This window comes from Delftia sp. S65, from assembly GCF_016516495.1.
Classification (GTDB): domain Bacteria; phylum Pseudomonadota; class Gammaproteobacteria; order Burkholderiales; family Burkholderiaceae_C; genus Comamonas; species Comamonas acidovorans.
In genome coordinates this window covers 23,268-45,901 of the sequence record NZ_JACVUR010000039.1, presented here as the reverse complement: position 1 = coordinate 45,901, position 22,634 = coordinate 23,268, and the positions used below count along the sequence as shown (strand labels likewise).

The 22,634-nt window shown below is 63.8% G+C and carries 17 protein-coding genes and 6 tRNA genes; 21 read left to right on the top strand and 2 right to left on the bottom strand.

The genetic code is table 11. From position 1 onward, the window contains the following. Positions 1 to 4: 4 nt before the first annotated feature. Positions 5 to 1,297, bottom strand: a complete 1,293-nt coding sequence (locus IAE24_RS24000) for an efflux RND transporter periplasmic adaptor subunit (RefSeq protein ID WP_043825886.1) — start codon at positions 1,295 to 1,297, stop codon at positions 5 to 7. 192 nt (positions 1,298 to 1,489) lie between these two features. On the opposite strand from IAE24_RS24000, the gene IAE24_RS23995 reads away from it, so the two are divergent. The 21 genes from IAE24_RS23995 (at position 1,490) to IAE24_RS23895 (ending at position 22,161) form a co-directional block, all read left to right on the top strand. Next, positions 1,490 to 2,122 (top strand): TetR family transcriptional regulator, encoded by a 633-nt coding sequence (locus IAE24_RS23995; RefSeq protein ID WP_199961884.1) that lies wholly within the window; start codon positions 1,490 to 1,492, stop codon positions 2,120 to 2,122. 81 nt (positions 2,123 to 2,203) lie between these two features. Then, positions 2,204 to 2,279 (top strand) — tRNA-Arg (locus IAE24_RS23990). A gap of 91 nt (positions 2,280 to 2,370) precedes the next feature. Continuing rightward, a tRNA-Tyr gene (locus tag IAE24_RS23985) sits at positions 2,371 to 2,456 on the top strand. A 55-nt stretch (positions 2,457 to 2,511) separates the two neighbouring features. Continuing rightward, positions 2,512 to 2,585: transfer RNA gene (locus IAE24_RS23980), tRNA-Gly, on the top strand. Positions 2,586 to 2,628: 43 nt separating this feature from the next. Then, a tRNA-Thr gene (locus IAE24_RS23975) sits at positions 2,629 to 2,703 on the top strand. A gap of 78 nt (positions 2,704 to 2,781) precedes the next feature. Beyond that, the gene (tuf, locus tag IAE24_RS23970) at positions 2,782 to 3,972 is read left to right on the top strand and encodes an elongation factor Tu (RefSeq protein ID WP_013800270.1); all 1,191 of its coding nucleotides are present in this window, start codon (positions 2,782 to 2,784) and stop codon (positions 3,970 to 3,972) included. Between the two features lie 9 nt (positions 3,973 to 3,981). After that, positions 3,982 to 4,057 (top strand) — tRNA-Trp (locus IAE24_RS23965). A gap of 86 nt (positions 4,058 to 4,143) precedes the next feature. After that, a complete protein-coding gene (gene secE, locus IAE24_RS23960) occupies positions 4,144 to 4,527 on the top strand; it encodes a preprotein translocase subunit SecE (RefSeq protein ID WP_012202436.1) in 384 nt (127 codons plus the stop codon). Further along, positions 4,527 to 5,111, top strand: a complete 585-nt coding sequence (nusG, locus tag IAE24_RS23955; protein ID WP_012202437.1) for a transcription termination/antitermination protein NusG — start codon at positions 4,527 to 4,529, stop codon at positions 5,109 to 5,111. Before secE ends, nusG begins: the two co-directional genes overlap by 1 nt. Positions 5,112 to 5,251: 140 nt before the next feature. Then, positions 5,252 to 5,683, top strand: coding sequence for a 50S ribosomal protein L11 (rplK, locus tag IAE24_RS23950; protein ID WP_012202438.1), 432 nt, complete (start codon positions 5,252 to 5,254; stop codon positions 5,681 to 5,683). Beyond that, positions 5,684 to 6,379, top strand: a complete 696-nt coding sequence (gene rplA / locus IAE24_RS23945; RefSeq protein WP_013800271.1) for a 50S ribosomal protein L1 — start codon at positions 5,684 to 5,686, stop codon at positions 6,377 to 6,379. 226 nt (positions 6,380 to 6,605) lie between these two features. Further along, the gene (gene rplJ, locus IAE24_RS23940; protein WP_012202440.1) at positions 6,606 to 7,133 is read left to right on the top strand and encodes a 50S ribosomal protein L10; all 528 of its coding nucleotides are present in this window, start codon (positions 6,606 to 6,608) and stop codon (positions 7,131 to 7,133) included. A gap of 37 nt (positions 7,134 to 7,170) precedes the next feature. Further along, positions 7,171 to 7,548 carry a 50S ribosomal protein L7/L12 gene (rplL, locus tag IAE24_RS23935; RefSeq protein WP_012202441.1) on the top strand — a complete coding sequence of 126 codons (378 nt, stop codon included), beginning with the start codon at positions 7,171 to 7,173 and terminating at the stop codon, positions 7,546 to 7,548. A gap of 276 nt (positions 7,549 to 7,824) precedes the next feature. Next, complete coding sequence (gene rpoB / locus IAE24_RS23930) at positions 7,825 to 11,937, top strand: DNA-directed RNA polymerase subunit beta (protein WP_013800272.1); 4,113 nt, start codon at positions 7,825 to 7,827, stop codon at positions 11,935 to 11,937. A gap of 23 nt (positions 11,938 to 11,960) precedes the next feature. Next, positions 11,961 to 16,190, top strand: a complete 4,230-nt coding sequence (rpoC, locus tag IAE24_RS23925; protein WP_013800273.1) for a DNA-directed RNA polymerase subunit beta' — start codon at positions 11,961 to 11,963, stop codon at positions 16,188 to 16,190. Between the two features lie 134 nt (positions 16,191 to 16,324). Then, the gene (locus IAE24_RS23920) at positions 16,325 to 16,954 is read left to right on the top strand and encodes a hypothetical protein (protein ID WP_013800274.1); all 630 of its coding nucleotides are present in this window, start codon (positions 16,325 to 16,327) and stop codon (positions 16,952 to 16,954) included. Further along, on the top strand, positions 16,951 to 18,339 hold the full coding sequence (rsmB, locus tag IAE24_RS23915; RefSeq protein WP_012202445.1) for a 16S rRNA (cytosine(967)-C(5))-methyltransferase RsmB: 1,389 nt from the start codon (positions 16,951 to 16,953) through the stop codon (positions 18,337 to 18,339). The genes IAE24_RS23920 and rsmB overlap by 4 nt, the downstream gene beginning before the upstream one ends. Then, the gene (locus IAE24_RS23910) at positions 18,284 to 18,967 is read left to right on the top strand and encodes a DUF4390 domain-containing protein (protein ID WP_375708229.1); all 684 of its coding nucleotides are present in this window, start codon (positions 18,284 to 18,286) and stop codon (positions 18,965 to 18,967) included. Before rsmB ends, IAE24_RS23910 begins: the two co-directional genes overlap by 56 nt. Beyond that, positions 18,964 to 21,306 (top strand): sensor histidine kinase, encoded by a 2,343-nt coding sequence (locus IAE24_RS23905; RefSeq protein WP_099752205.1) that lies wholly within the window; start codon positions 18,964 to 18,966, stop codon positions 21,304 to 21,306. The genes IAE24_RS23910 and IAE24_RS23905 overlap by 4 nt, the downstream gene beginning before the upstream one ends. A gap of 41 nt (positions 21,307 to 21,347) precedes the next feature. After that, the gene (locus IAE24_RS23900; protein WP_013800278.1) at positions 21,348 to 22,019 is read left to right on the top strand and encodes a response regulator; all 672 of its coding nucleotides are present in this window, start codon (positions 21,348 to 21,350) and stop codon (positions 22,017 to 22,019) included. Between the two features lie 66 nt (positions 22,020 to 22,085). Next, positions 22,086 to 22,161, top strand: a tRNA-Phe gene (locus tag IAE24_RS23895). A gap of 108 nt (positions 22,162 to 22,269) precedes the next feature. Here IAE24_RS23895 and IAE24_RS23890 read toward each other — a convergent pair. Next, on the bottom strand, positions 22,270 to 22,605 hold the full coding sequence (locus IAE24_RS23890; RefSeq protein ID WP_065346883.1) for a cupin domain-containing protein: 336 nt from the start codon (positions 22,603 to 22,605) through the stop codon (positions 22,270 to 22,272). Positions 22,606 to 22,634 lie beyond the last annotated feature (29 nt).

Below are 22,634 nucleotides of genomic sequence, written 5' to 3'. Positions count from 1 at the left end.
TTGATTACTTCTTGTCTGCCTGGTCCGCAGGCTTGGCATCGGCTGCGGCTTGCGGGGCTGGCGCTGCCGCGCCGGCCGGCTTCTGGGCACCTGCGGCCTCGGGCTGCCAGGGCACGGGCTTGACCGGTGTGCCGGGCGGCAGCATCTGCAGCTTCTGGAAGCCGTCGACCATGACCTTCTCACCCGCCTGCAGGCCTTCGCTCACCAGCCACTGGTTGTTCTGGGCCGTGGTCACCTTCACCTGCCGCTTGGTGATCTTGCCGTCGTCGCTGACCACGCTCACGGTGTCGCCGGTCTCGGTGCGCGTCACCGCCTGCTGGGGCACGGCAATGGCGTTGGACGCCTGGGCCTGCTCCATGCGCACGCGCACATACATGCCGGGCAGCAGCAATCCCTTGGGATTGGGCACCTCGGCACGCAGCGTGACCTGGCCCGTGGAGCTGTCCACGGTCAGGTCGGTGAACAGCAGCTTGCCCTTGAGCTCATAGGCCGTGCCGTCGTCCAGGCGCACCTCGACGCTGGCAGCCTCGGCGCCATCGGCCTTCTTGAGCTTGCCCTGCTCCATCGCGCGGCGCAGCCGGAAGGCCTCGCTGGACGACTGGGTGAAGTTCACATAGACAGGATTGATCTGCTGGACCACGGCCAGCGGAGTCGCCTCGCCCTGGCCGACCAGCGCACCTTCGGTCACCAGCGACTGGCCGATGCGGCCGGAGATGGGGGCCGTGACGTTGGTGTAGCCCAGATTGATCTCGGCCGTGCGCACCGACGCCTTGCCGGCCGCCACATCGGCCTGGGCCTGCTTGTAGGCTGCCTCGGCGTTGACGAAATCCTGCTTGCTGATGGCGTTGGCGGCAACCAGCGGACGGTAGCGTTCCAGCTGCGCCAGTGCCTGCGCCTGGTTGGCTTCGGCGCGGGCCTGCGTGGCCTTGGCGCTTTGCAGCGTGGCCTGGTAGGGTGCGGGATCGATGCGGTACAGCACCTGGCCGGCCTTCACATCGCTGCCTTCCCGGAACAGTCGTTCCTGCACGATGCCGGCGCTGCGGGCGCGGATCTGGGCCACGCGGCGCGCATCCACGCGACCAGGGAGTTCGGTCACAAGGCCCACGTCGGCGGGGGTGGCGACCACCACGCCCACCGGCACGGCGGGCATCTGCTGCTGCGCGGCAGCTTGTTCTTCGGGCTTTTTCCCGCAGGCCGCCATGGCCATTGCGGCAGTGACGGCCAGGGCCACGGTGGTGAGGCGCAGACTGCTGTAAGGGGACGGAGCGGCTGACACATTGCTGCGTGTGCTGGGCATGATGGGTCCTTGTGCTGAATCAAATAACGATGTTGACGTTCCGGTCAGCGCTATCCGGAACGCCCGTGTCCACGGGCAAGTCGCGGATTATACATACATACATGAATGTATAATGACCGCTGTTGCTGCAAGGCGGCGCGAAGCATGGCGTAGCGTGGCATGGCCGGGCTCAACGATGGAAGGAAATACATCTTGGCACGACGAACGAAAGAAGATGCGTTTGCAACGCGCAACAGTCTGCTGGACGCTGCGGAGCAAGTGTTCTACGAACAGGGTGTCGCCCGGGCCTCGCTCAACGAGATTGCCCAGCGAGCCGGCGCCACGCGCGGTGCGGTCTACTGGCATTTCAAGGACAAGCTGGATCTCTTCTACGCCATGCTGGACCGCGTCACGCTCCCGCTGGAGCAGGCTGCTCAGGGCGACTGCGGAGATGACTCCGAATGCGATGCGCTGGAATATGTGCGGCGCCTGATGGCGGTGGTCTTCGGGCGCATCGCCGATGACGACAGCACGCGGCGCGTCTTCGAGATCCTGCTGCTCAAGGTGGAATACGTGGGCGAGCTCATGCCCGTGCAGGAGCGCAACCGTGCCGCACTGGACTCTTTTTCCGCGCAACTGGAGCTGGCGCTGCGCGCGGCTGCCGAAAGCCATGCGGTGACCATGTCCATGCCGGCTCCCCAGGCCTCGATCGCGCTGTGCGCCATGTTTGATGGCCTGTTGCAGAGCTGGCTGCTGGGAAGGGTCTTCGATCTCAAGCAGGTGGGCGCGCAGGCGGTGGATGTCTGCCTGCGGGGGTTGGGCTTCACGGTGCCGCAGGCGCAATAGCGTCGGGTCCTGGGGGGCTTGGACGTGCCGGGGCAAAGTCATGCGACAATGCTCGGCTTGTGCAGGGCAGCGATGCCCTGAGCGGCTGTAGCTCAGTGGATAGAGTATTGGCCTCCGAAGCCAAGGGTCGTGGGTTCGATCCCCGCCAGCCGCACCACAATTTTTCTTGGATCGCCCAGGTGGCCTGAGAAAAAAATGCACTGAAATTTTTCTGAAGAAAAAAACGGTGCTAGAATTCAAATCTCTTCGGAGGGGTGCCCGAGTGGCTAAAGGGGGCAGACTGTAAATCTGTTGGCTTACGCCTACACTGGTTCGAATCCAGTCCCCTCCACCAGTAATGGTGAAGAAGAGAAGTCATCTGAAAAGATGGCGACGTGCAGTCAATCTGTGCGGGAGTAGTTCAATGGTAGAACCCTAGCCTTCCAAGCTAATGACGCGGGTTCGATTCCCGTCTCCCGCTCCAGTTGGCGAGCAAAGTTTTTTGAGATTGCTTCGGCAGCCTCAAGGCCCATGTGGCTCAGTGGTAGAGCACTCCCTTGGTAAGGGAGAGGTCGGCAGTTCGATCCTGCCCATGGGCACCATTATCTCTGGTGCGCTCGCTAGATGGGGTTGCGCCAAATCCTGTTGTAGTGATTTAGATTTTTTTCGGAGTCGGAAAAATGGCTAAAGCAAAATTCGAGCGTACCAAGCCGCACGTCAACGTTGGCACCATCGGTCACGTGGACCACGGCAAGACGACCCTGACGGCTGCTATCGCTACCGTTCTGTCCAAGAAGTTCGGCGGCGAAGCCAAGGCTTACGACCAGATCGACGCAGCACCTGAAGAAAAGGCTCGCGGCATCACGATCAACACCGCCCACGTCGAGTACGAAACGGCCGGTCGCCACTACGCTCACGTTGACTGCCCCGGCCACGCCGACTACGTCAAGAACATGATCACCGGCGCTGCTCAAATGGACGGCGCCATCCTGGTGTGCTCGGCCGCTGACGGCCCCATGCCCCAGACCCGCGAGCACATCCTGCTGGCCCGTCAGGTGGGCGTGCCCTACATCATCGTGTTCCTGAACAAGTGCGACATGGTGGACGACGAAGAGCTGCTGGAACTGGTCGAAATGGAAGTGCGCGAGCTGCTTGCCAAGTACGACTTCCCCGGCGACGACACCCCCATCATCCGCGGCTCGGCCAAGCTGGCCCTGGAAGGCGACCAGTCCGACAAGGGCGAACCTGCCATCCTGCGCCTGGCTGAAGCACTGGACTCCTACATCCCCACGCCCGAGCGCGCTGTGGACGGTGCCTTCGCAATGCCCGTGGAAGACGTGTTCTCGATCTCTGGCCGTGGCACCGTGGTGACTGGCCGTATCGAGCGCGGCATCATCAAGGTCGGCGAAGAAATCGAAATCGTCGGTATCCGCGACACCCAGAAGACCATCGTCACCGGCGTGGAAATGTTCCGCAAGCTGCTGGACCAAGGTCAAGCTGGCGACAACGTGGGTCTGCTGCTGCGCGGCACCAAGCGTGAAGACGTGGAACGCGGCCAAGTGCTGTGCAAGCCCGGCTCCATCAAGCCCCACACCCACTTCACGGCTGAGGTGTACGTGCTGTCCAAGGACGAAGGTGGTCGCCACACTCCGTTCTTCAACAACTACCGTCCCCAGTTCTATTTCCGTACGACCGACGTGACCGGCTCCATCGAGCTGCCCGCCGACAAGGAAATGGTGATGCCTGGCGATAACGTGTCGATCACCGTCAAGCTGATCGCCCCCATCGCCATGGAAGAAGGTCTGCGCTTCGCTATCCGCGAAGGTGGCCGTACCGTGGGCGCTGGCGTGGTTGCCAAGATCATTGCCTAATTGATTCGTAGGGGTATAGCTCAATTGGCAGAGCGTCGGTCTCCAAAACCGAAGGTTGTAGGTTCGATTCCTACTGCCCCTGCCACCTGATGGTGGAATCGCAACGAGCCCGCCCCAAAGCGGGCTTCGGTGTCTTGGCGTTGCGCAAAAGATGCGCATTAGAAATGGATTATGGCCACTACTCAGGTTGAAACGGTCAGCTCCGGAGCTGACAAAGCCAAGCTTGCCGCAGTCGCGGCTTTAGTCGTTGCTGCGATCGCAGGTTTCTATCTGCTGAGCAAGCAAGGCCCCATCGTCCAGTGGCTGGTGCTGCTGGTCGGCCTGGCTGCAGCTGCTGGCACGTTCCTTGTTTCCGAGCCCGGAAAGCGTTTCGTGAGCTTTGCCCAGGATGCCTGGCGCGAAGTCAAGAAGGTCGTCTGGCCGACGCGCAAGGAAACCATGCAGATGACCTTGTACGTCTTCGGCTTTGTCGTCATCATGGCCTTGTTCCTGTGGTTCACGGACAAGACGCTTGAGTGGGTCTTGTACGACCTGATTTTGGGCTGGAGGAAGTAATGGATGCTGTCGAAACGGGTGTGAACGACGGAGGGGCAGCGCCTGCCAATCCGGATCTGCGCTGGTACATCGTCCATGCCTACTCCGGCATGGAAAAGGCTGTTGAGCGCAACATCATCGAGCGCATCGCGCGCTCTGACATGCAGTCCAAGTTCGGTCGCATTCTTGTCCCTACTGAAGAAGTGGTGGAAATGAAGAATGGCCAGCGCCGCACTACCGAGCGCCGTCTGTTCCCTGGCTACGTGTTCGTCGAGATGGTCATGGACGACGATACCTGGCACTTGGTCAAGCACACCAGCAAGGTGACGGGTTTCGTGGGCGGTGCCAAGAACCGTCCTGCGCCCATTTCCGAAGAGGAAGTGCGCAAGATCGTCAGCCAGATGCAGGAAGGCACGGAAAAGCCGCGCCACAAGGTCGAGTTCATGCCCGGCGAGCTGGTGCGTGTCAAGGAAGGTCCGTTCACGGACTTCAACGGCTCTGTCGAAGAGGTCAACTACGAGAAGAGCCGTCTGCGCGTCTCCGTGATGATCTTCGGTCGCTCCACGCCGGTCGAGCTTGAATTTGCCCAGGTTGAAAAAACCTGAGTTACCGCTTACAATCTCTGGCTCTGCATTTTTAGGCTTGGTGCAGGGCGTTCTCACAAGAGTCTTTTAACCCCCGGGGAGCTGTCGGCTGCAACTGTTGTTGGTTGGGCCGGCGGCGCTATACCCGCAAGGAGCATTCAATGGCGAAGAAAATCGTCGGCTTCATCAAGCTGCAAGTGCCAGCTGGTAAGGCCAATCCCTCTCCCCCGATCGGTCCTGCGCTGGGTCAGCGCGGCCTCAACATCATGGAATTCTGCAAGGCGTTCAACGCCCAGACCCAAGGTGTCGAGCCCGGACTGCCCCTGCCCGTGGTCATCACGGCCTTCGCGGACAAGAGCTTCACCTTCATCATCAAGACGCCTCCGGCGACTGTGCTGATCAAGAAGGCCATCAAGCTGGACAAGGGTTCTTCCAACCCCCTGAAGAACAAGGTCGGCAAGATCACCCGCGCTCAGCTGGAAGAGATCGCCAACACCAAGCTGAAGGACATGAACGCTGCTGACGTGGACGCCGCCGTGCGTACGCTGGCTGGTTCGGCTCGCTCGATGGGCGTGATTGTGGAGGGCGTGTAAATGGCCAAGTTGACCAAGAAGCAAAAGGCTCTCCAGGGCAAGGTGGAGTCCACCAAGCTGTACGCTTTCGCTGACGCAGTTGCGCTGGTGAAGGATGCTGCCACCGCCAAGTTCGATGAATCCATCGACGTGGCCGTGCAACTGGGCGTGGACGCCAAGAAGTCTGACCAAGTGGTTCGCGGCGCTGTCGTGCTGCCCCATGGCACCGGCAAGATCGCCCGCGTGGCTGTGTTCGCCCAAGGCGCCAAGGCTGAAGAAGCCAAGGCTGCCGGCGCCGACGTGGTCGGCATGGACGACCTGGCTGCCCGCGTGAAGGCTGGCGACATGCCCTTCGACGTGGTCATCGCTGCCCCCGACGCCATGCGCGTCGTCGGTACGCTGGGCCAGATCCTGGGCCCGCGCGGCCTGATGCCCAACCCCAAGGTTGGCACGGTGACTCCCGATGTGGCCACGGCTGTGAAGAACGCCAAGGCTGGTCAGGTGCAATACCGCGTCGACAAGGCCGGCATCATCCACGCCACCATCGGCCGCCGCTCGTTCGACAACGAGAAGCTGCAAGGCAACCTGGCTGCGCTGATCGACGCCCTGAACAAGTCCAAGCCCGCTTCGAGCAAGGGCCTGTACCTGCGCAAGGTCGCTGTTTCGTCGACCATGGGTGTGGGCGTTCGCGTCGACACGCAAACCATCTCGGCCTGATAGCCAAGAAATCTTGAGACACCTTTCGGGGTGCCTCAGTGGTGGGCCGGTGCAGCGATGCGCCGGGTCATCCAAGACCGTTGGTGTGCCTTGCGGCACTTAAACCCCCGGGGCCAACGCAGATGGCGATCCCGCTGCAGATGGATGCATTTCCAAAACAGTTGGTCGCTGCAACAAGAGCGCGCATGAGGGGCTTGCCCCGAGTGCGCATTTGAAGGAGTAGACCTTGAGTCTTAATCGCAGTGAGAAAGAAGCGGTCATCAATGAAGTGACCAGCCTCGCCGCAAAAGCTCAAACGCTTGTGATCGCGGAATACCGCGGCATCACGGTCGCCGACATGACCAAACTGCGTTCTGATGCTCGCAGCAAGGGTGTGAGCCTGAGCGTGTTGAAGAACACGCTGGCCCGCCGTGCTGTGGCTGGCAGCCAGTTTGACGTTGTCGCCGACCAGATGACCGGCCCTCTGATCTATGGCTTCTCTGAAGACGCAGTGGCCGCCGCCAAGGTGGTGGCCGACTTCGCGAAAACCAACGACAAGCTGGTGATCCGCGGTGGTGCGTTTGCAGGCAAGGCCCTGGACGTGAACGGTGTGAAGCAACTGGCGAACATCCCCTCGAAGGAAGTTCTGCTGGCACAACTGTGTGGCTTGCTGATGTCGCCTATCTCGCGTACGGCCGTTGTGCTGGGCGCCCTGGCGGCAAAGAAGAGCGAAGGCTCTGCCGAAGAACCGGCAGCCGAAGCAGTCGCAGCCTGAGCGCGCGGCAGTTAACCAATATTGTTAGGAAATCAAAATGGCATTCGATAAAGACGCATTTCTGACCGCGCTCGACGGCATGACGGTCCTGGAACTCAATGACCTGGTGAAGGCCATTGAAGAGAAGTTTGGCGTGAGCGCTGCCGCTATGGCTGCTCCCGCTGCTGGCGGCGCTGCTGGCGGCGCTGCTGCTGCAGAAGAAAAGACCGAGTTCAACGTTGTGCTGACCGAAGCCGGCGCGAACAAGGTTTCCGTCATCAAGGCCGTGCGTGAAATCACCGGCCTGGGTCTGAAGGAAGCCAAGGACCTGGTCGACGGCGCTCCCAAGAACGTCAAGGAAGGCGTTGCCAAGGCTGACGCTGAAGCCGCTGTGAAGAAGCTGGTGGAAGCCGGTGCCAAGGCTGAACTGAAGTAATTCAGTCCCCTCAAGGGCTGGAGGCTCCGAAAAAGGGCCTCCAGCCTTTGGCGCTTGTGGAGCGCTGATCCATAGAGCACACTAAAAAGCAGTCAGCACAGTCTGTTTTTTAGTGTCTTCTGACAACCCGACAGCAGAAGATGCCTTGGTTCGGGCGATGTGCAACGCATCGCCGTCAGCCATGGTTGGTAGTGGCCAACCGCCAAGCCCGCAGGGAGCTTTCCATGTGGGGCAGTCGTCGCAGACCCAGGACTCATGTCTTTGCCCGGAGATCTCATGGCCTATTCTTACACCGAACGCAAGCGAATCCGCAAAAGCTTCGGGAGCCGCGACAGCGTGCTCGAAGTGCCTTACCTGCTGCAGATGCAAAAAGATGCATATACCGCATTCTTGCAGTCAGATGTAGCCCCCAAAAAACGCACCATCGAAGGCCTGCAAGCGGCCTTCAACTCCGCCTTCCCCATCGTCTCCCACAACGGTTTTGTGGAGATGAAGTTCGTCGAGTACAACCTCGCCAAGCCTGCTTTCGATGTGCGCGAGTGCCAGACCCGTGGTCTGACGTTCGCCTCCGCCGTGCGCGCCAAGGTCCAGTTGATCATCTATGACCGTGAGTCTTCGACCTCGCAGTCCAAGGTGGTCAAGGAAGTCAAGGAGCAAGAGGTCTACATGGGCGAAGTGCCCCTGATGACCGAAAAGGGCTCGTTCATCATCAACGGCACCGAGCGTGTCATCGTCTCGCAGCTGCACCGCTCGCCTGGCGTGTTCTTCGAGCACGACAAGGGCAAGACCCACAGCTCGGGCAAGCTGCTGTTCTCGGCACGCATCATTCCTTACCGCGGCTCGTGGCTGGACTTCGAGTTCGACCCCAAGGACCTGCTGTTCTTCCGCGTCGACCGTCGCCGCAAGATGCCCGTGTCCATTCTGCTGAAGGCCATCGGCCTGACGCCGGAATCGATCCTGGCCAACTTCTTCGTCAACGACAACTTCCGCCTCATGGATTCGGGCGCGCAGATGGAGTTCGTCTCCGAGCGCCTGCGCGGCGAAGTCGCGCGCTTCGACATCACCGACAAGTCGGGCAAGGTCGTGGTCGCCAAGGACAAGCGCGTCACCGCTCGCCACACCCGCGAGCTGGAGCAGTCGGGCACCAAGTTCATCAGCGTCCCCGAAGATTTCCTGATCGGCCGCGTGGTCGCCAAGAACATCGTCGATCCGGACACGGGCGAGATCATCGCCAAGGCCAATGAAGAGCTGACCGAGTCCCTGCTCAAGAAGCTGCGCAGCGCCGGCATCCAGGATCTGCAGTGCATCTACACGAATGAGCTGGACCAGGGCGCCTACATCTCGCAGACCCTGCGCACCGACGAAACCGTCGATGAGTTCGCTGCACGCGTGGCCATCTACCGCATGATGCGCCCCGGCGAGCCGCCGACCGAAGACGCCGTGCAGGCCCTGTTCCAGCGCTTGTTCTACAACGCCGACACCTACGATCTGTCGCGCGTGGGCCGCATGAAGTTCAACGCCAAGGTCGGCCGCGATGGCGCCACCGGCCCCATGGTGCTGTCCAACGAGGACATCCTGGCCGTGGTCAAGATCCTGGTGGATCTGCGCAATGGCAAGGGCGAAGTCGACGATATCGACCACCTGGGCAACCGCCGCGTGCGTTGCGTGGGCGAACTGGCCGAGAACCAGTACCGCACGGGCCTGGCACGTATCGAGAAGGCTGTGAAGGAACGTCTGGGTCAGGCCGAGCAAGAGCCGCTGATGCCCCATGACCTGATCAACAGCAAGCCGATTTCGGCCGCCCTGAAGGAATTCTTCGGTGCGTCGCAGCTGTCGCAGTTCATGGACCAGACCAACCCTCTGGCCGAAATCACGCACAAGCGTCGCGTCTCGGCCCTGGGCCCGGGCGGTCTGACCCGCGAGCGTGCAGGCTTCGAAGTGCGCGACGTGCACGTGACCCACTACGGCCGCGTCTGCCCTATCGAAACGCCTGAAGGCCCGAACATCGGCCTGATCAACTCGCTGGCCCTGTACGCCCGCCTGAACGAGTACGGCTTCATCGAGACGCCTTACCGTCGCGTGGCCGACGGCAAGGTCACGATGGAGATCGACTACCTGTCGGCCATCGAGGAAGGCAAGTACATCATCGCCCAGGCCAACGCCGAGCTGGATGCCGAAGGCCGCCTGATCGGCGACCTGGTGTCGGCGCGCGAAAAGGGTGATTCGACCCTGGTGTCGGCCGAGCGCGTTCAGTACATGGACGTGTCGCCCGCACAGATCGTGTCGGTGGCTGCCTCGCTGATTCCGTTCCTGGAACACGATGACGCGAACCGCGCATTGATGGGCGCCAACATGTCGCGTCAGGCCGTGCCTGTGCTGCGTCCCGAAAAGCCCATGGTGGGCACGGGCATCGAGCGCGTGGCGGCAGTGGACTCCGGCACCGTGGTGACGGCAACCCGCGGCGGTATCGTGGACTATGTCGATGCAACGCGCATCGTGGTCCGCGTGAACGATGCGGAAGCCGTGGCCGGCGAAGTCGGCGTGGACATCTACAACCTCATCAAGTACCAGCGTTCCAACCAGAACACCAACATCCACCAGCGTCCCATCGTCAAGCGTGGCGACAAGCTGGCCAAGGGTGACGTGGTGGCCGACGGCGCATCGACCGACCTGGGCGAAATCGCCATCGGTCAGAACATGCTGATCGCCTTCATGCCCTGGAACGGCTACAACTTCGAGGATTCGATCCTGATCAACGAGCGCGTGGTGGCCGAAGACCGCTACACCTCGATCCACATCGAAGAACTCGTGGTGATGGCCCGCGACACCAAGCTCGGTGCCGAGGAAATCACGCGCGACATCCCGAACCTGTCCGAGCAGCAGCTCAACCGCCTGGACGAGTCCGGCATCATCTACGTGGGTGCGGAAGTGCAGCCCGGCGATGTGCTGGTCGGCAAGGTCACGCCCAAGGGCGAGACCACGCTGACGCCTGAAGAGAAGCTGCTGCGCGCCATCTTCGGCGAGAAGGCTTCCGACGTGAAGGACACCTCGCTGCGCGTGGACCAGGGCTCGCAAGGCACCGTGATCGACGTGCAGGTCTTCACCCGTGAAGGCATCCAGCGTGACAAGCGCGCCCAGCAGATCATCGACGATGAACTCAAGCGCTACCGCCTGGACCTGAACGACCAGCTGCGCATCGTCGAGGCCGACGCCTTCGACCGTATCGAGAAGCTGCTCAATGGCCGCGTGGCCAACGGCGGCCCGCAGAAGCTGGCCAAGGGCGCCAAGATCGACAAGGCCTACCTGGATGGCGTGGAGAAGTTCCACTGGTTCGACATCCGTCCTGCAGAGGACGAAGTCGCCACCCAGCTCGAGTCCATCAAGAACTCGCTGGAGCAGACGCGCCACAGCTTCGACCTGGCTTTTGAAGAAAAGCGCAAGAAGCTCACCCAGGGCGACGAGCTGCCCGCTGGCGTGCTCAAGATGGTCAAGGTCTACCTGGCCGTCAAGCGCCGCCTGCAACCCGGCGACAAGATGGCCGGCCGCCACGGCAACAAGGGTGTGGTCTCCAAGATCGTTCCGGTCGAGGACATGCCCTACATGGCCGACGGCTCCACTGCCGACATCGTGCTGAACCCGCTGGGCGTGCCTTCGCGTATGAACATCGGCCAGGTGCTGGAAGTGCATCTGGGCTGGGCCGGCAAGGGCCTGGGCCAGCGCATCGGCGACATGCTGCAGCAGGAAGCCCGCGCTGCCGAGATCCGTACCTTCATGGAAGAGATCTACAACTCGCGCGGCCGCAAGGAAGACCTGACGCAGCTCGACGACAAGGAGATCGTGTCCATGGCGCAGGCGCTGACCACGGGCGTGCCGTTTGCCACGCCGGTGTTCGATGGTGCGTCCGAGCAGGAAATCCAGGACATGCTGCATCTGGCATATCCGGAGGAACTGGCCCAGCGCAAGGGACTGACCGAGTCGCGCACGCAGGCCTACCTGTATGACGGCCGCACCGGTGACCGCTTCGAGCGTCCGACCACCATCGGCTACATGCACTACCTGAAGCTGCACCACTTGGTCGACGACAAGATGCACGCCCGCTCCACGGGTCCGTACTCTCTGGTGACGCAGCAGCCGCTGGGCGGCAAGGCCCAGTTCGGTGGCCAGCGTTTCGGGGAAATGGAAGTGTGGGCGCTGGAAGCTTACGGCGCCGCCTATGTGCTGCAGGAAATGCTGACCGTGAAGTCCGACGACGTGGTGGGCCGTACCAAGGTGTACGAATCCATCGTCAAGGGCGAGCACGCCATCGAGGCAGGCATGCCCGAGTCGTTCAACGTGCTGGTCAAGGAAATCCGCTCCCTGGGCCTCGACATCGAGCTTGAGCGTTCTTAAATATTGAAAAGGGAAAGAGTCTTATGAAATCTCTACTCGACCTGTTCAAGCAATTCACGCCTGATGAGCATTTCGATGCCATCAAGATCGGTCTGGCTTCTCCCGAGAAGATCCGCTCCTGGTCCTTCGGCGAGGTGAAGAAGCCCGAGACCATCAACTACCGCACGTTCAAGCCCGAGCGCGATGGTCTGTTCTGCGCCAAGATCTTTGGCCCCATCAAGGACTACGAGTGCCTGTGCGGCAAGTACAAGCGCCTCAAGCACCGCGGTGTGATCTGCGAGAAGTGCGGCGTCGAAGTGACCCAGACCAAGGTGCGCCGCGAGCGCATGGGCCACATCGACCTGGCTGCGCCCTGCGCCCACATCTGGTTCCTGAAGTCGCTGCCGTCGCGTCTGGGCCTGGTGCTCGACATGACGCTGCGCGACATCGAGCGCGTGCTGTACTTCGAAGCCTACGTGGTGACCGACCCCGGCATGACCCCGCTGAAGAAGTTCAGCATCATGACCGAGGACGATTACGAGGCCAAGCGCACCGAATACGGTGACGAGTTCGAAGCCAAGATGGGCGCCGAAGGCATCAAGGATCTGCTCGAAGGCATCGACATCGATGTCGAGACCGAGCGTCTGCGCGGCGATCTGACCGGCTCCGAAGTCAAGGTCAAGAAGAACGCCAAGCGCCTGAAGCTGCTGGAAGCGTTCAAGAAGTCCGGCATCAAGCCGGGCTGGATGGTCATGGAAGTGCTGCCCGTGCTGCCCCCGGACCTGCGTCCGCTGGTGCCGCTGGACGGCGGCCGCTTCGCGACGTCCGACCTGAACGACCTGTATCGCCGCGTCATCAACCGCAACTCGCGTCTGCGCCGCCTGCTGGAGCTGAAGGCTCCGGAAATCATCGCGCGCAACGAAAAGCGCATGCTGCAGGAAGCGGTGGACTCGCTGCTGGACAACGGCCGCCGTGGCAAGGCCATGACGGGCGCCAACAAGCGTGCCCTGAAGTCGCTGGCCGACATGATCAAGGGCAAGAGCGGTCGTTTCCGCCAGAACTTGCTGGGCAAGCGCGTGGACTATTCGGGCCGTTCCGTGATCACGGTGGGTCCGTACCTCAAGCTGCACCAGTGCGGTCTGCCCAAGCTGATGGCGCTGGAACTGTTCAAGCCCTTCATCTTCGCGCAGCTCGAGCAGCGCGGCATCGCCACCACCATCAAGGCGGCGAAGAAGGAAGTCGAATCCGGCACGCCCGTGGTGTGGGACATCCTCGAAGAGGTCATCAAGGAGCACCCGGTCATGCTGAACCGTGCTCCCACGCTGCACCGACTGGGCATCCAGGCCTTCGAGCCCATCCTGATCGAAGGCAAGGCCATCCAGCTGCACCCGCTCGTCTGCGCGGCCTTCAACGCCGACTTCGACGGTGACCAGATGGCTGTCCACGTTCCGCTGTCGGTGGAAGCACAGATGGAAGCCCGCACGCTGATGCTGGCCTCCAACAACGTGCTGTTCCCCGCATCGGGCGAGCCCTCCATCGTTCCTTCGCAGGACGTGGTGCTTGGTCTGTACCACGCAACGCGCGAGCGCATCAACGGCAAGGGCGAAGGCATGATCTTCGCCGACATCGGTGAAGTGCAGCGCGCGCTGGACTCCGACCAGGTCGAACTGGCCGCCAAGATCAGCGTGCGTCTGACCGAGTGGACCAAGAACAAGGACTCCGGCGAGTTCGAGCCTTCGACCAGCCTGGTGGAAACCACCGTGGGCCGCGCCCTGATGTCCGAGATCCTTCCCAAGGGCCTGCCGTTCAGCCACATGAACAAGGCGCTCAAGAAGAAGGAAATCTCCAAGCTCATCAACGCCTCGTTCCGCAAGTGCGGTCTCAAGGCCACGGTGGTGTTTGCCGACAAGCTGCTGCAAAACGGCTTCCGCCTGTCCACGCACGCCGGTATCTCGATCGCCATCGGCGACATGCTGGTGCCGCCGCAAAAGGCCGAGATCATCGGCCGTGCCGAAGCCGAGGTGAAGGAGATCGAACAGCAGTACGTCTCCGGTCTCGTGACCGCTGGCGAGCGCTACAACAAGGTGGTGGACATCTGGGGCAAGGCCGGCGACGAAGTCTCCAAGGTCATGATGGCCCAGCTTGCCAAGGAAAAGGTCATCGACCGCCACGGCAACGAAGTCGAGCAGGAATCGTTCAACGCCATTTACATGATGGCCGACTCCGGCGCCCGCGGCTCGGCCGCGCAGATCCGCCAGCTGGCCGGCATGCGTGGCCTGATGGCCAAGCCTGACGGCTCCATCATCGAGACGCCCATTACGGCGAACTTCCGTGAAGGCCTGAACGTTCTGCAGTACTTCATCTCCACCCACGGCGCCCGAAAGGGTCTGGCCGACACGGCGTTGAAGACGGCCAACTCCGGCTACCTGACGCGTCGTCTGGTGGACGTGACGCAGGATCTGGTGGTCAACGAGGACGATTGCGGCACGACCAATGGCGCACTGATGCGCGCCATCGTCGAAGGCGGTGAAGTGATCGAATCGCTGCGCGACCGCGTGCTGGGCCGTACCACGGCCGAGGACGTCGTGCATCCCGAGACGCTGGCCGTCCTGCTGCCCGCAGGCACGCTGCTCAACGAAGACGGGATCGATGAACTCGAGTTGCAAGGCGTGGACGAGATCAAGGTCCGCACCGCGCTGAACTGCGAAACCCGCTACGGCCTGTGCGCCAAGTGCTACGGCCGCGACCTGGGCCGCGGCGGCCAGATCAACCTCGGCGAAGCCGTGGGTGTGATCGCCGCCCAGTCCATCGGCGAGCCCGGCACGCAGCTGACCATGCGTACCTTCCACATCGGTGGTGCCGCTTCGCGCGCTGCCATCGCATCGAGCGTGGAAGCCAAGTCCAACGGCGCCATCAGCTTCAACAGCACGATGCGTTACGTCAGCAACACCAAGGGTGAGCTGGTCGTGATTTCGCGTTCGGGCGAAATCGTCATCAGCGACAACGGCCGCGAGCGTGAGCGCCACAAGGTGCCTTACGGTGCCGTGCTGACCGTCAGGCCCGACCAGCAGGTCAAGGCCGGTCTGATCCTGGCCAACTGGGATCCGCTGACCCGACCCATCATTACCGAGTACGCCGGCCAGGTGCGCTTCGAGAATGTGGAAGAGGGCCTGACCGTGGCCAAGCAGGTCGATGAAGTGACCGGCCTGTCCACGCTGGTGGTGATCGATCCCAAGCGCCGTGGTTCTGCCAAGGTCGTGCGTCCTCAGGTCAAGCTGATCGATGCCAACAACCAGGAAGTCAAGATCCCCGGCACCGACCACTCGGTGACGATCGGCTTCCAGGTCGGCGCTCTGATCCAGGTGCGTGACGGCCAGGACGTGGGCCCCGGCGAAGTGCTGGCCCGTATCCCTGTCGAAGGCCAGAAGACCCGCGACATTACCGGCGGTCTGCCCCGCGTGGCCGAGCTGTTCGAAGCCCGTACGCCCAAGGACAAGGGCACGCTGGCCGAGATGACCGGCACCATCTCCTTCGGCAAGGAAACCAAGGGCAAGGTGCGCATGCAGATCACCGATCTGGATGGCAAGGTCTGGGAAGAGCTCGTGCCCAAGGAAAAGAACATCCTGGTGCACGAAGGCCAGGTGGTCAACAAGGGCGAGTCCATCGTTGACGGCCCGGCCGATCCGCAGGACATCCTGCGCCTGCTGGGCATCGAGGAGCTGTCGCGCTACATCGTTGATGAAGTGCAGGACGTCTACCGTCTGCAGGGTGTGAAGATCAATGACAAGCACATCGAGGTGATCGTTCGCCAGATGCTGCGCCGCGTCGTGGTCGAGAACACCGGCGATTCGACCTACATCGCTGGCGAGCAGGTCGAGCGTTCGGAAATCCTCAATACCAACGAGGCCCTGCAGCGCGAAGGCAAGATCCCCGCCACGTACTCCAACGTGCTGCTGGGTATTACCAAGGCTTCGCTGTCGACCGACTCCTTCATCTCCGCCGCGTCGTTCCAGGAAACGACCCGCGTGCTCACCGAGGCTGCCATCATGGGCAAGCGCGACGAGCTGCGTGGCCTGAAGGAAAACGTCATTGTGGGTCGCCTGATCCCCGCCGGTACGGGTCTGGCCTACCACCAGGCACGCAAGGCCAAGGACGCCATGGACGACGCAGAGCGCCGCGCCATCGCCGACGCCGAAGCGGCCGAACTGGCCGGTGTGATGGCTGACGACGACGCTGGCGTGGCTGCCGTCGCCGGTGACGCTTCCGCTGACTGAGACACTCGGGCGAGCGCAAGCGAGCCCTTGAAGTGACGTGACGCTCCCGGCCTGCCCTGCGCAGGCGGGAGCGTTTTTCTTTGGGAATAACCAGAGTTCGGCCGGACCAGCTTCCGGCCGGGCCATTGCAGACGATGTGGTCCTTGTCTCTTGAATGGATGCTGCTGGCACTGCTGGTGTTCTGGGCCGTTGGCGCATACAACCGGCTGGCTCGGCTGCGCAGCGGCTGCGTGCAGCAGTTCGGAGCGCTCGATGCGCACCTGGGCCAGTGGCATGCCATGCTGCAGGCCTTCGAGGCCCAGCCCAAGGCCGAAGGCCAAAGCCCCGCCCTTGTGCATGCCCAGGCCGCACTGCACCAGACCGCCGCACAGCTGCAGGCGGCCCTGGTCGATGCCCGTGGCCGGCCGCTGCGCGAGACCGCGCTGGCCTCGCTGGAGCACGCCTGTTCGGCGCTGGACGTGGCCTGGCAGGCCATGACCAAGGTCGCCGTTGACACCGGCGCCGGCGCCGCTGGCACTGGCGCTGCGCCACCAGATGCCCCATCGCCGGACCCCGATCCGCTGCAGCCCTGGCAGCAGCGCTGGACCGAGCATCAGGTGCGCAACCGCCTGGGACTGCAGCAATTCAACGCCGCGGCCGAGCGCTACAACGCCGCCATTGCGCAATATCCGGCCAGGCTGCTGGCCTGGCTGCTGGGCTTTCGCCCGGTGCGCAGCTTGCTGGTCGAGCCTGTCGCCAGCAAGGCACAGGAAAGTGGAACATGAACCAACGCACGCATTCTTCCCCGCGCCGCGCTGCGGCGCCCTCGCAGGCACCTGCCGCACCGCCTCTTTGGCAGCAGCTCGACGCCGTCGCCCAATGCCTGCAGTCCGTGCTTGAAGGCCAGTCCAGCCGCAGCGTGCTGGCGCGCGTGGCGCAGCCGCTGCGCCCCGGCGTCCAGGCGCTGCTGTTCCAGGTGCTGCGCCAGTTGGGCCGTGCCCAGGCGCTGCAAAAGCAGCTGGCCTCGCGCAACCCGCCGCCGCGCGTCAGCGCATTGCTGAACACGGCCCTGGCCCTGGCCTGGGATGAGTCCCGGGCACCGTACCCGCCATTCACCCTGGTCAACCAGACGGTGGAGGCTGCCAAGCAGGGGCCGACGCGCGCCCAGTCCGGCTTCATCAATGCCTGCCTGCGCCGCTTCCTGCGCGAGCGCGATGCCCTGGTCGCCGCCACCGACGACCAGCCGCAGGCCGTCTGGAACCACCCGGCCTGGTGGATCGCCCGTTTGCGCAAGGACCATCCCGATCATTGGCAAGCCATCCTGCAGGCCAACAATGAACAGCCGCCGATGACGCTGCGCGTCAACCGCCAACAAACGGACCGCCAGTCCTACCAGGCAGCGCTGCAGGCCATGGACGTGCCTTCCCTGGCCGTGGCCGACAGCGGCCTGCAACTGCAGCAGGCCCTGCCGGTGCAATCCCTGCCGGGCTTCGACGAAGGCCTGGCCTCGGTGCAGGATGCGGCCGCGCAACTGGCCGCGCCGCTGCTGCTGCAGGGGCTGGAGCAGCCCGCCGGCCGCGCGCTGCGTGTGCTCGATGCCTGCGCCGCCCCGGGCGGCAAGACGGCCCACCTGCTGGAATACGCAGCCCCGCAGACGCTGGAGGTCACGGCGCTGGAGATAGATGCCGAGCGCGCCGCGCGCATTGCGGACACGCTGGGGCGGCTGCGCCTGCAGGCCCGCGTGGTGGTGGCCGATGCATCCCGGCCCGACCAGTGGTTCGATGCGCAATGCGGCGGCCAGCGGTTCGACGCCATCTTGCTGGACGCACCCTGCACGGCCTCGGGCATCGTGCGGCGCCAGCCCGACGTGCGCTGGCTGCGCCGCGAGAGCGATGTGCGCCAGCTGGCCGAGATCCAGGCGCGCCTGCTCGACACCCTGTGGCCCCTGCTGCAGCCCGGCGGGCGCCTGCTCTACTGCACCTGCTCGGTCTTCAGGGAAGAAGGCGAGGCACAGGTTCAAGCGTTTGTTACACGCAACAGTGAGGCGCGAACCCTGGCGGCACCGGGGCATTTAATCCCGGGCAAAGCCGACAAAGCCGGCATGCTGGCTGACAATGCTTTGGGTGACCACGACGGTTTCTTCTACGCCTTGCTGCAAAAGACGCGCTGACCCCCCCCATCGGGCCTGGTCGCCAGCCTGGCTGCGCCTGCTGGCGCGGCTGGCCGGGGCGCTTTTGCTGGCCGGCGTGCTGGCGGGCCTGGGCCTGCAGGCCAGGGCCGATGCCCTGACGGCCGAGATCGGCCCCATGCAGCTCGATCGCTCCGAAGACGGCCTGCTGCTGTCGGCCAACCTCCATTTCGAGCTGCCCTACCAGATCGACGATGCGCTGCGCCAGGGCATCCCCATGTACTTCGTGGCCGATGCCCAGATCCAGCGCGAGCGCTGGTACTGGTCCGATCAGCAACTGGCCACCGCCAGCCGCCACTACCGCCTCAGCCACCAGCCGCTGACGCGCCGCTGGCGCCTGCACATCTCCAGCACCCCGTTCTCCAGCAGCGGCCTGGGGCTGGCGCTGGGCCAGACCTTCGAAAGCCTGGACGATGCGCTGGCCTCCATGCAGCGCATCTCGCGCTGGAAGATCATGGACACGGCGCCCACGCAATCGGGCGTATCGGTGCAACTGCGCTTTCGCATCGACCTGTCCCAGCTGCCCAGGCCGCTGCAGATCGGCGCGCTGGGCCGCTCGGGCTGGAACCTGCAGCTGTCGCGCACCCAGATGCTGGAAGACGCCCCATGAGCAGGGCCTCAGCCGACGACGAACGCGTGGCCCTGCCGGCCTCGGCCGGCCTGTCGCGCGGCACGCGCTGGGCCGTGGGCGTGGGCGCCGGCCTCATGGGCCTGGTCGGCGTGCTGCTGCTGTTCCTGCTCACCCTGGCCACCAACAACCGCCTGGACTACGAGCGCAACTACAACTGGCTGTTCGCCGCCAACGTGGTCGTGGCCGGCCTGCTGCTGGCCATCCTGGCCTGGGGCGGCATCCGCCTGGCCATCCGGCTGCAGCGCGGGCGCTTCGGCAGCCGCCTCCTGCTCAAGCTGGCCGGCATCTTCACGCTGGTGGGCCTGGTGCCGGGCCTGCTGATCTACATCGTCTCCTACCAGTTCGTCTCGCGCTCCATCGAAAGCTGGTTCGATGTGCAGGTCGAGGGCGCGCTGTCGGCCGGCGTCAGCCTGGCCAGTGCCACGCTGGAGACCGTGGCCAATGACATGGCCAACAACACGCGCACCGCAGGCGCCCAGCTGTCCCAGGTCTCCGATGCCGGCGCCGCGCTGATCCTGGAGCGCGTGCGCGACCAGTTGGGTGCCACCGATGTCGTGCTGTGGAGCGCATCGGAGCTTGCCGTCATGGGCCCGACGCAGACCACCCGCGGCGGCGACCTTGCGGGCCTGCGTGCCATCGCCAGCGTGGGCCAGTCGCGCTTCAACCTGCAGCCCGAACGCCCCAGCGCGCAAATGCTGCGCTCGCTGCGCGAGCAGCGCGCCGTGGCCAGCATCGAAGGCCTGGACGACGACGGCATGGCCCAGCCCGGCGCCACCGCGCCCGGGGCCCAGGTCCGCACCCTGGCCCTGGTGCCCAACCCGAGCGTGGGCCTGCTGACCGAGCCGCGCTACCTGCAGGCCACCATTGCACTGCCGCAGGCCCTGGTGACCAATGCCCTGGCCGTGCAGGCAGCCAACCGCGAATACCAGGAGCGCGCGCTGGCACGCGGTGGCCTGCAGCGCATGTACATAGGCACGCTCACGCTCAGCCTGTTCCTGGCCGTCTTCGGCGCCGTGGTGCTGGCCATCGTGCTGGGCAACCAGCTGGCCAGGCCGCTGCTGCTGCTGGCCCAGGGCATGCGCGACGTGGCGCGCGGCGACCTGCGGCCCAAGCCCGCGCTGCAGACGCGCGACGAGATCGGCGGGCTCACGCGCTCATTTGCGCTCATGACCCAGCAACTGGCCGACGCCCGCGCCGAAGCCAACCGCAGCATGGGCCAGCTCGATGCCGCACGCGGCAACCTGCAGACCATCCTCGACAACCTCACCTCGGGCGTCATCGTGCTGGACGCGCGCGGCGCCATCGTGCTGAGCAATCCCGGCGCCACGCGCATATTGCGCGCGCCCATGGCCGTCCATGAAGGCCGGCTGCTGTCCCAGGTGCCGGGGCTGGAGCAGTTCGGCGAAGTCGTGCAGGAGCAGTTCGCGCTCTTCCTGGGCGAGCAGGGGCGCGATCGCTGGCAACTGGTGCATGAGCTGCATGCCTCCACCGACGGCGGCGTCATCCAGCACACCACCACACTGGTCATGCGCGGTGCGGAACTGCCCGATGCGCAGCGCCTGCTGGTCTTCGACGACATCTCGGAAATCGTCTCGGCCCAGCGTGCCCAGGCCTGGGGCGAGGTGGCGCGCCGCGTGGCCCACGAGATCAAGAACCCGCTCACGCCCATCCAGCTGTCGGCCGAGCGCATGGCCATGCGGCTGACCGACAAGCTGCAGCCGGCTGACCAGGCGCTGCTGGCCAAGTCCGTCAAGACCATCGTCGATCAGGTCGGCGCCATGAAGCGCCTGGTCGATGAATTCCGCGACTACGCGCGCCTTCCCGCCGCCAACCTGCAGTCGCTGGACCTCAACGCGCTGGTCACCGATGTGCTCCAGCTGTATGGGGAAGAGAACGCCGAAGTGCGCGTGGACTGCGTGCTGGACCCGCAATGCCCGCCGATTTCCGGCGATGGCCAGCAGCTGCGCCAGGTCATTCACAATCTTTTGCAGAATGCCCAGGACGCCACGGCCCAGCGCGCGCAGGAAAGCGGCCAGCCCCCCGGCCCCGTGACCATAGAGACGCGCTGGAACGAGTCCGCGCGCCGCGTGCGCCTGAGCATCAGTGACAGCGGCACGGGCTTCGCCGCCAACATCCTTCAACGGGCCTTCGAGCCCTACGTCACGACCAAGGTGCGAGGCACCGGCCTGGGCCTGGCCGTGGTCAAGAAAATCGCAGACGAGCATGGCGCCCGCATCGACCTGGGCAACAGGGAAGACGACGGGGTGATTCAAGGTGCGCAAGTGTCGCTATCATTTGCGCCTGAGCGTACGGGATAGGCCTGACGCCCCCCGCGCCTCAGCACATAGGCTTAAGACACATGGCAAACATACTGGTGGTCGACGACGAACTGGGGATCCGGGATTTGTTGTCGGAAATCCTCAACGACGAAGGTCATAGTGTGGACGTGGCCGAGAACGCCGGTCAGGCACGCTCGGCGCGCGCCTCCAACACCTACGACCTCGTGCTTCTCGACATCTGGATGCCCGACACCGATGGCGTATCGCTGCTCAAGGAATGGGCCTCGGCAGGTCTGCTGACCATGCCCGTGATCATGATGAGCGGTCACGCCACCATCGAGACGGCCGTTGAGGCCACGCGCATCGGTGCGCTGTCCTTCCTCGAAAAACCCATCACCATGCAAAAGCTGCTCAAGGCCGTGGAGCAGGGCCTGGCGCGCAACGCCGCCAGCCAGGCACCGGCTGCAGCGCCCGTGGCGGTGATCGAGCCGGACACTGCGGCCGTGGTCACGCCTGCGGCCAGCCGCGTGCCGGTGGACAACAACGTGCCGCATGCACACCAGGGGTTCGACCTGGACCGCCCGCTGCGCGAGGCGCGCGACGGCTTCGAGAAGGCCTACTTCGAATTCCACCTGGCACGCGAAGGCGGCTCCATGACACGCGTGGCCGAGAAGACCGGCCTGGAGCGCACCCACCTGTACCGCAAGCTGCGCCAGCTGGGCGTGGACCTGGGCCGCAACAAGCGCGGATAGACTTTTTGAAGGAATTTTGGCTTTTTCGTTTTTGGGTCAAAAAATCCTGCATATAATCTAGTTCTCGGCCCGGTAGCTCAGTCGGTAGAGCAGAGGATTGAAAATCCTTGTGTCGGCGGTTCGATTCCGTCCCAGGCCACCAAATTCAGTAAAAAATTACGGACTGCTTCGCAAGAAGTGGTCCGTTTTTCTTTGTGCTGCTGAAAAGCCTGCCGTTGTTCAGCACGCCCAGGCCACACGCTTCAGTCACTCAGGCGGGGGGCGGCTGCATTGTCACGGTCACCAGCAGCACGCAGCCCTGTTCGCCCCGGGCGTGCACGTCATGGGGTTCGCCCGCCGGCACCAGCACTACCGAGCCGGCCACCAGCCGCAGGCTGGCCACGCGCGTGGCGATGCCGGCTTCGCCCGCCAGGCAGTGAATGGTGGCCTCGCCGGGCACCTGGTGGCGCGGCAGTGCATGGCCGGGCGGCAGCACCAGCCTAAGCAGCTGCAGCTGGGGCGTTCTGATCAGGCTGGTGCTGATGTGCATGCCGTCACGGGCGTGCAGGGCGATGACATCCAGTGGCTTTGCGTGTTCGAGTGCCATGCTTGGCTCCTGCTTGATGTGGGTCAGAA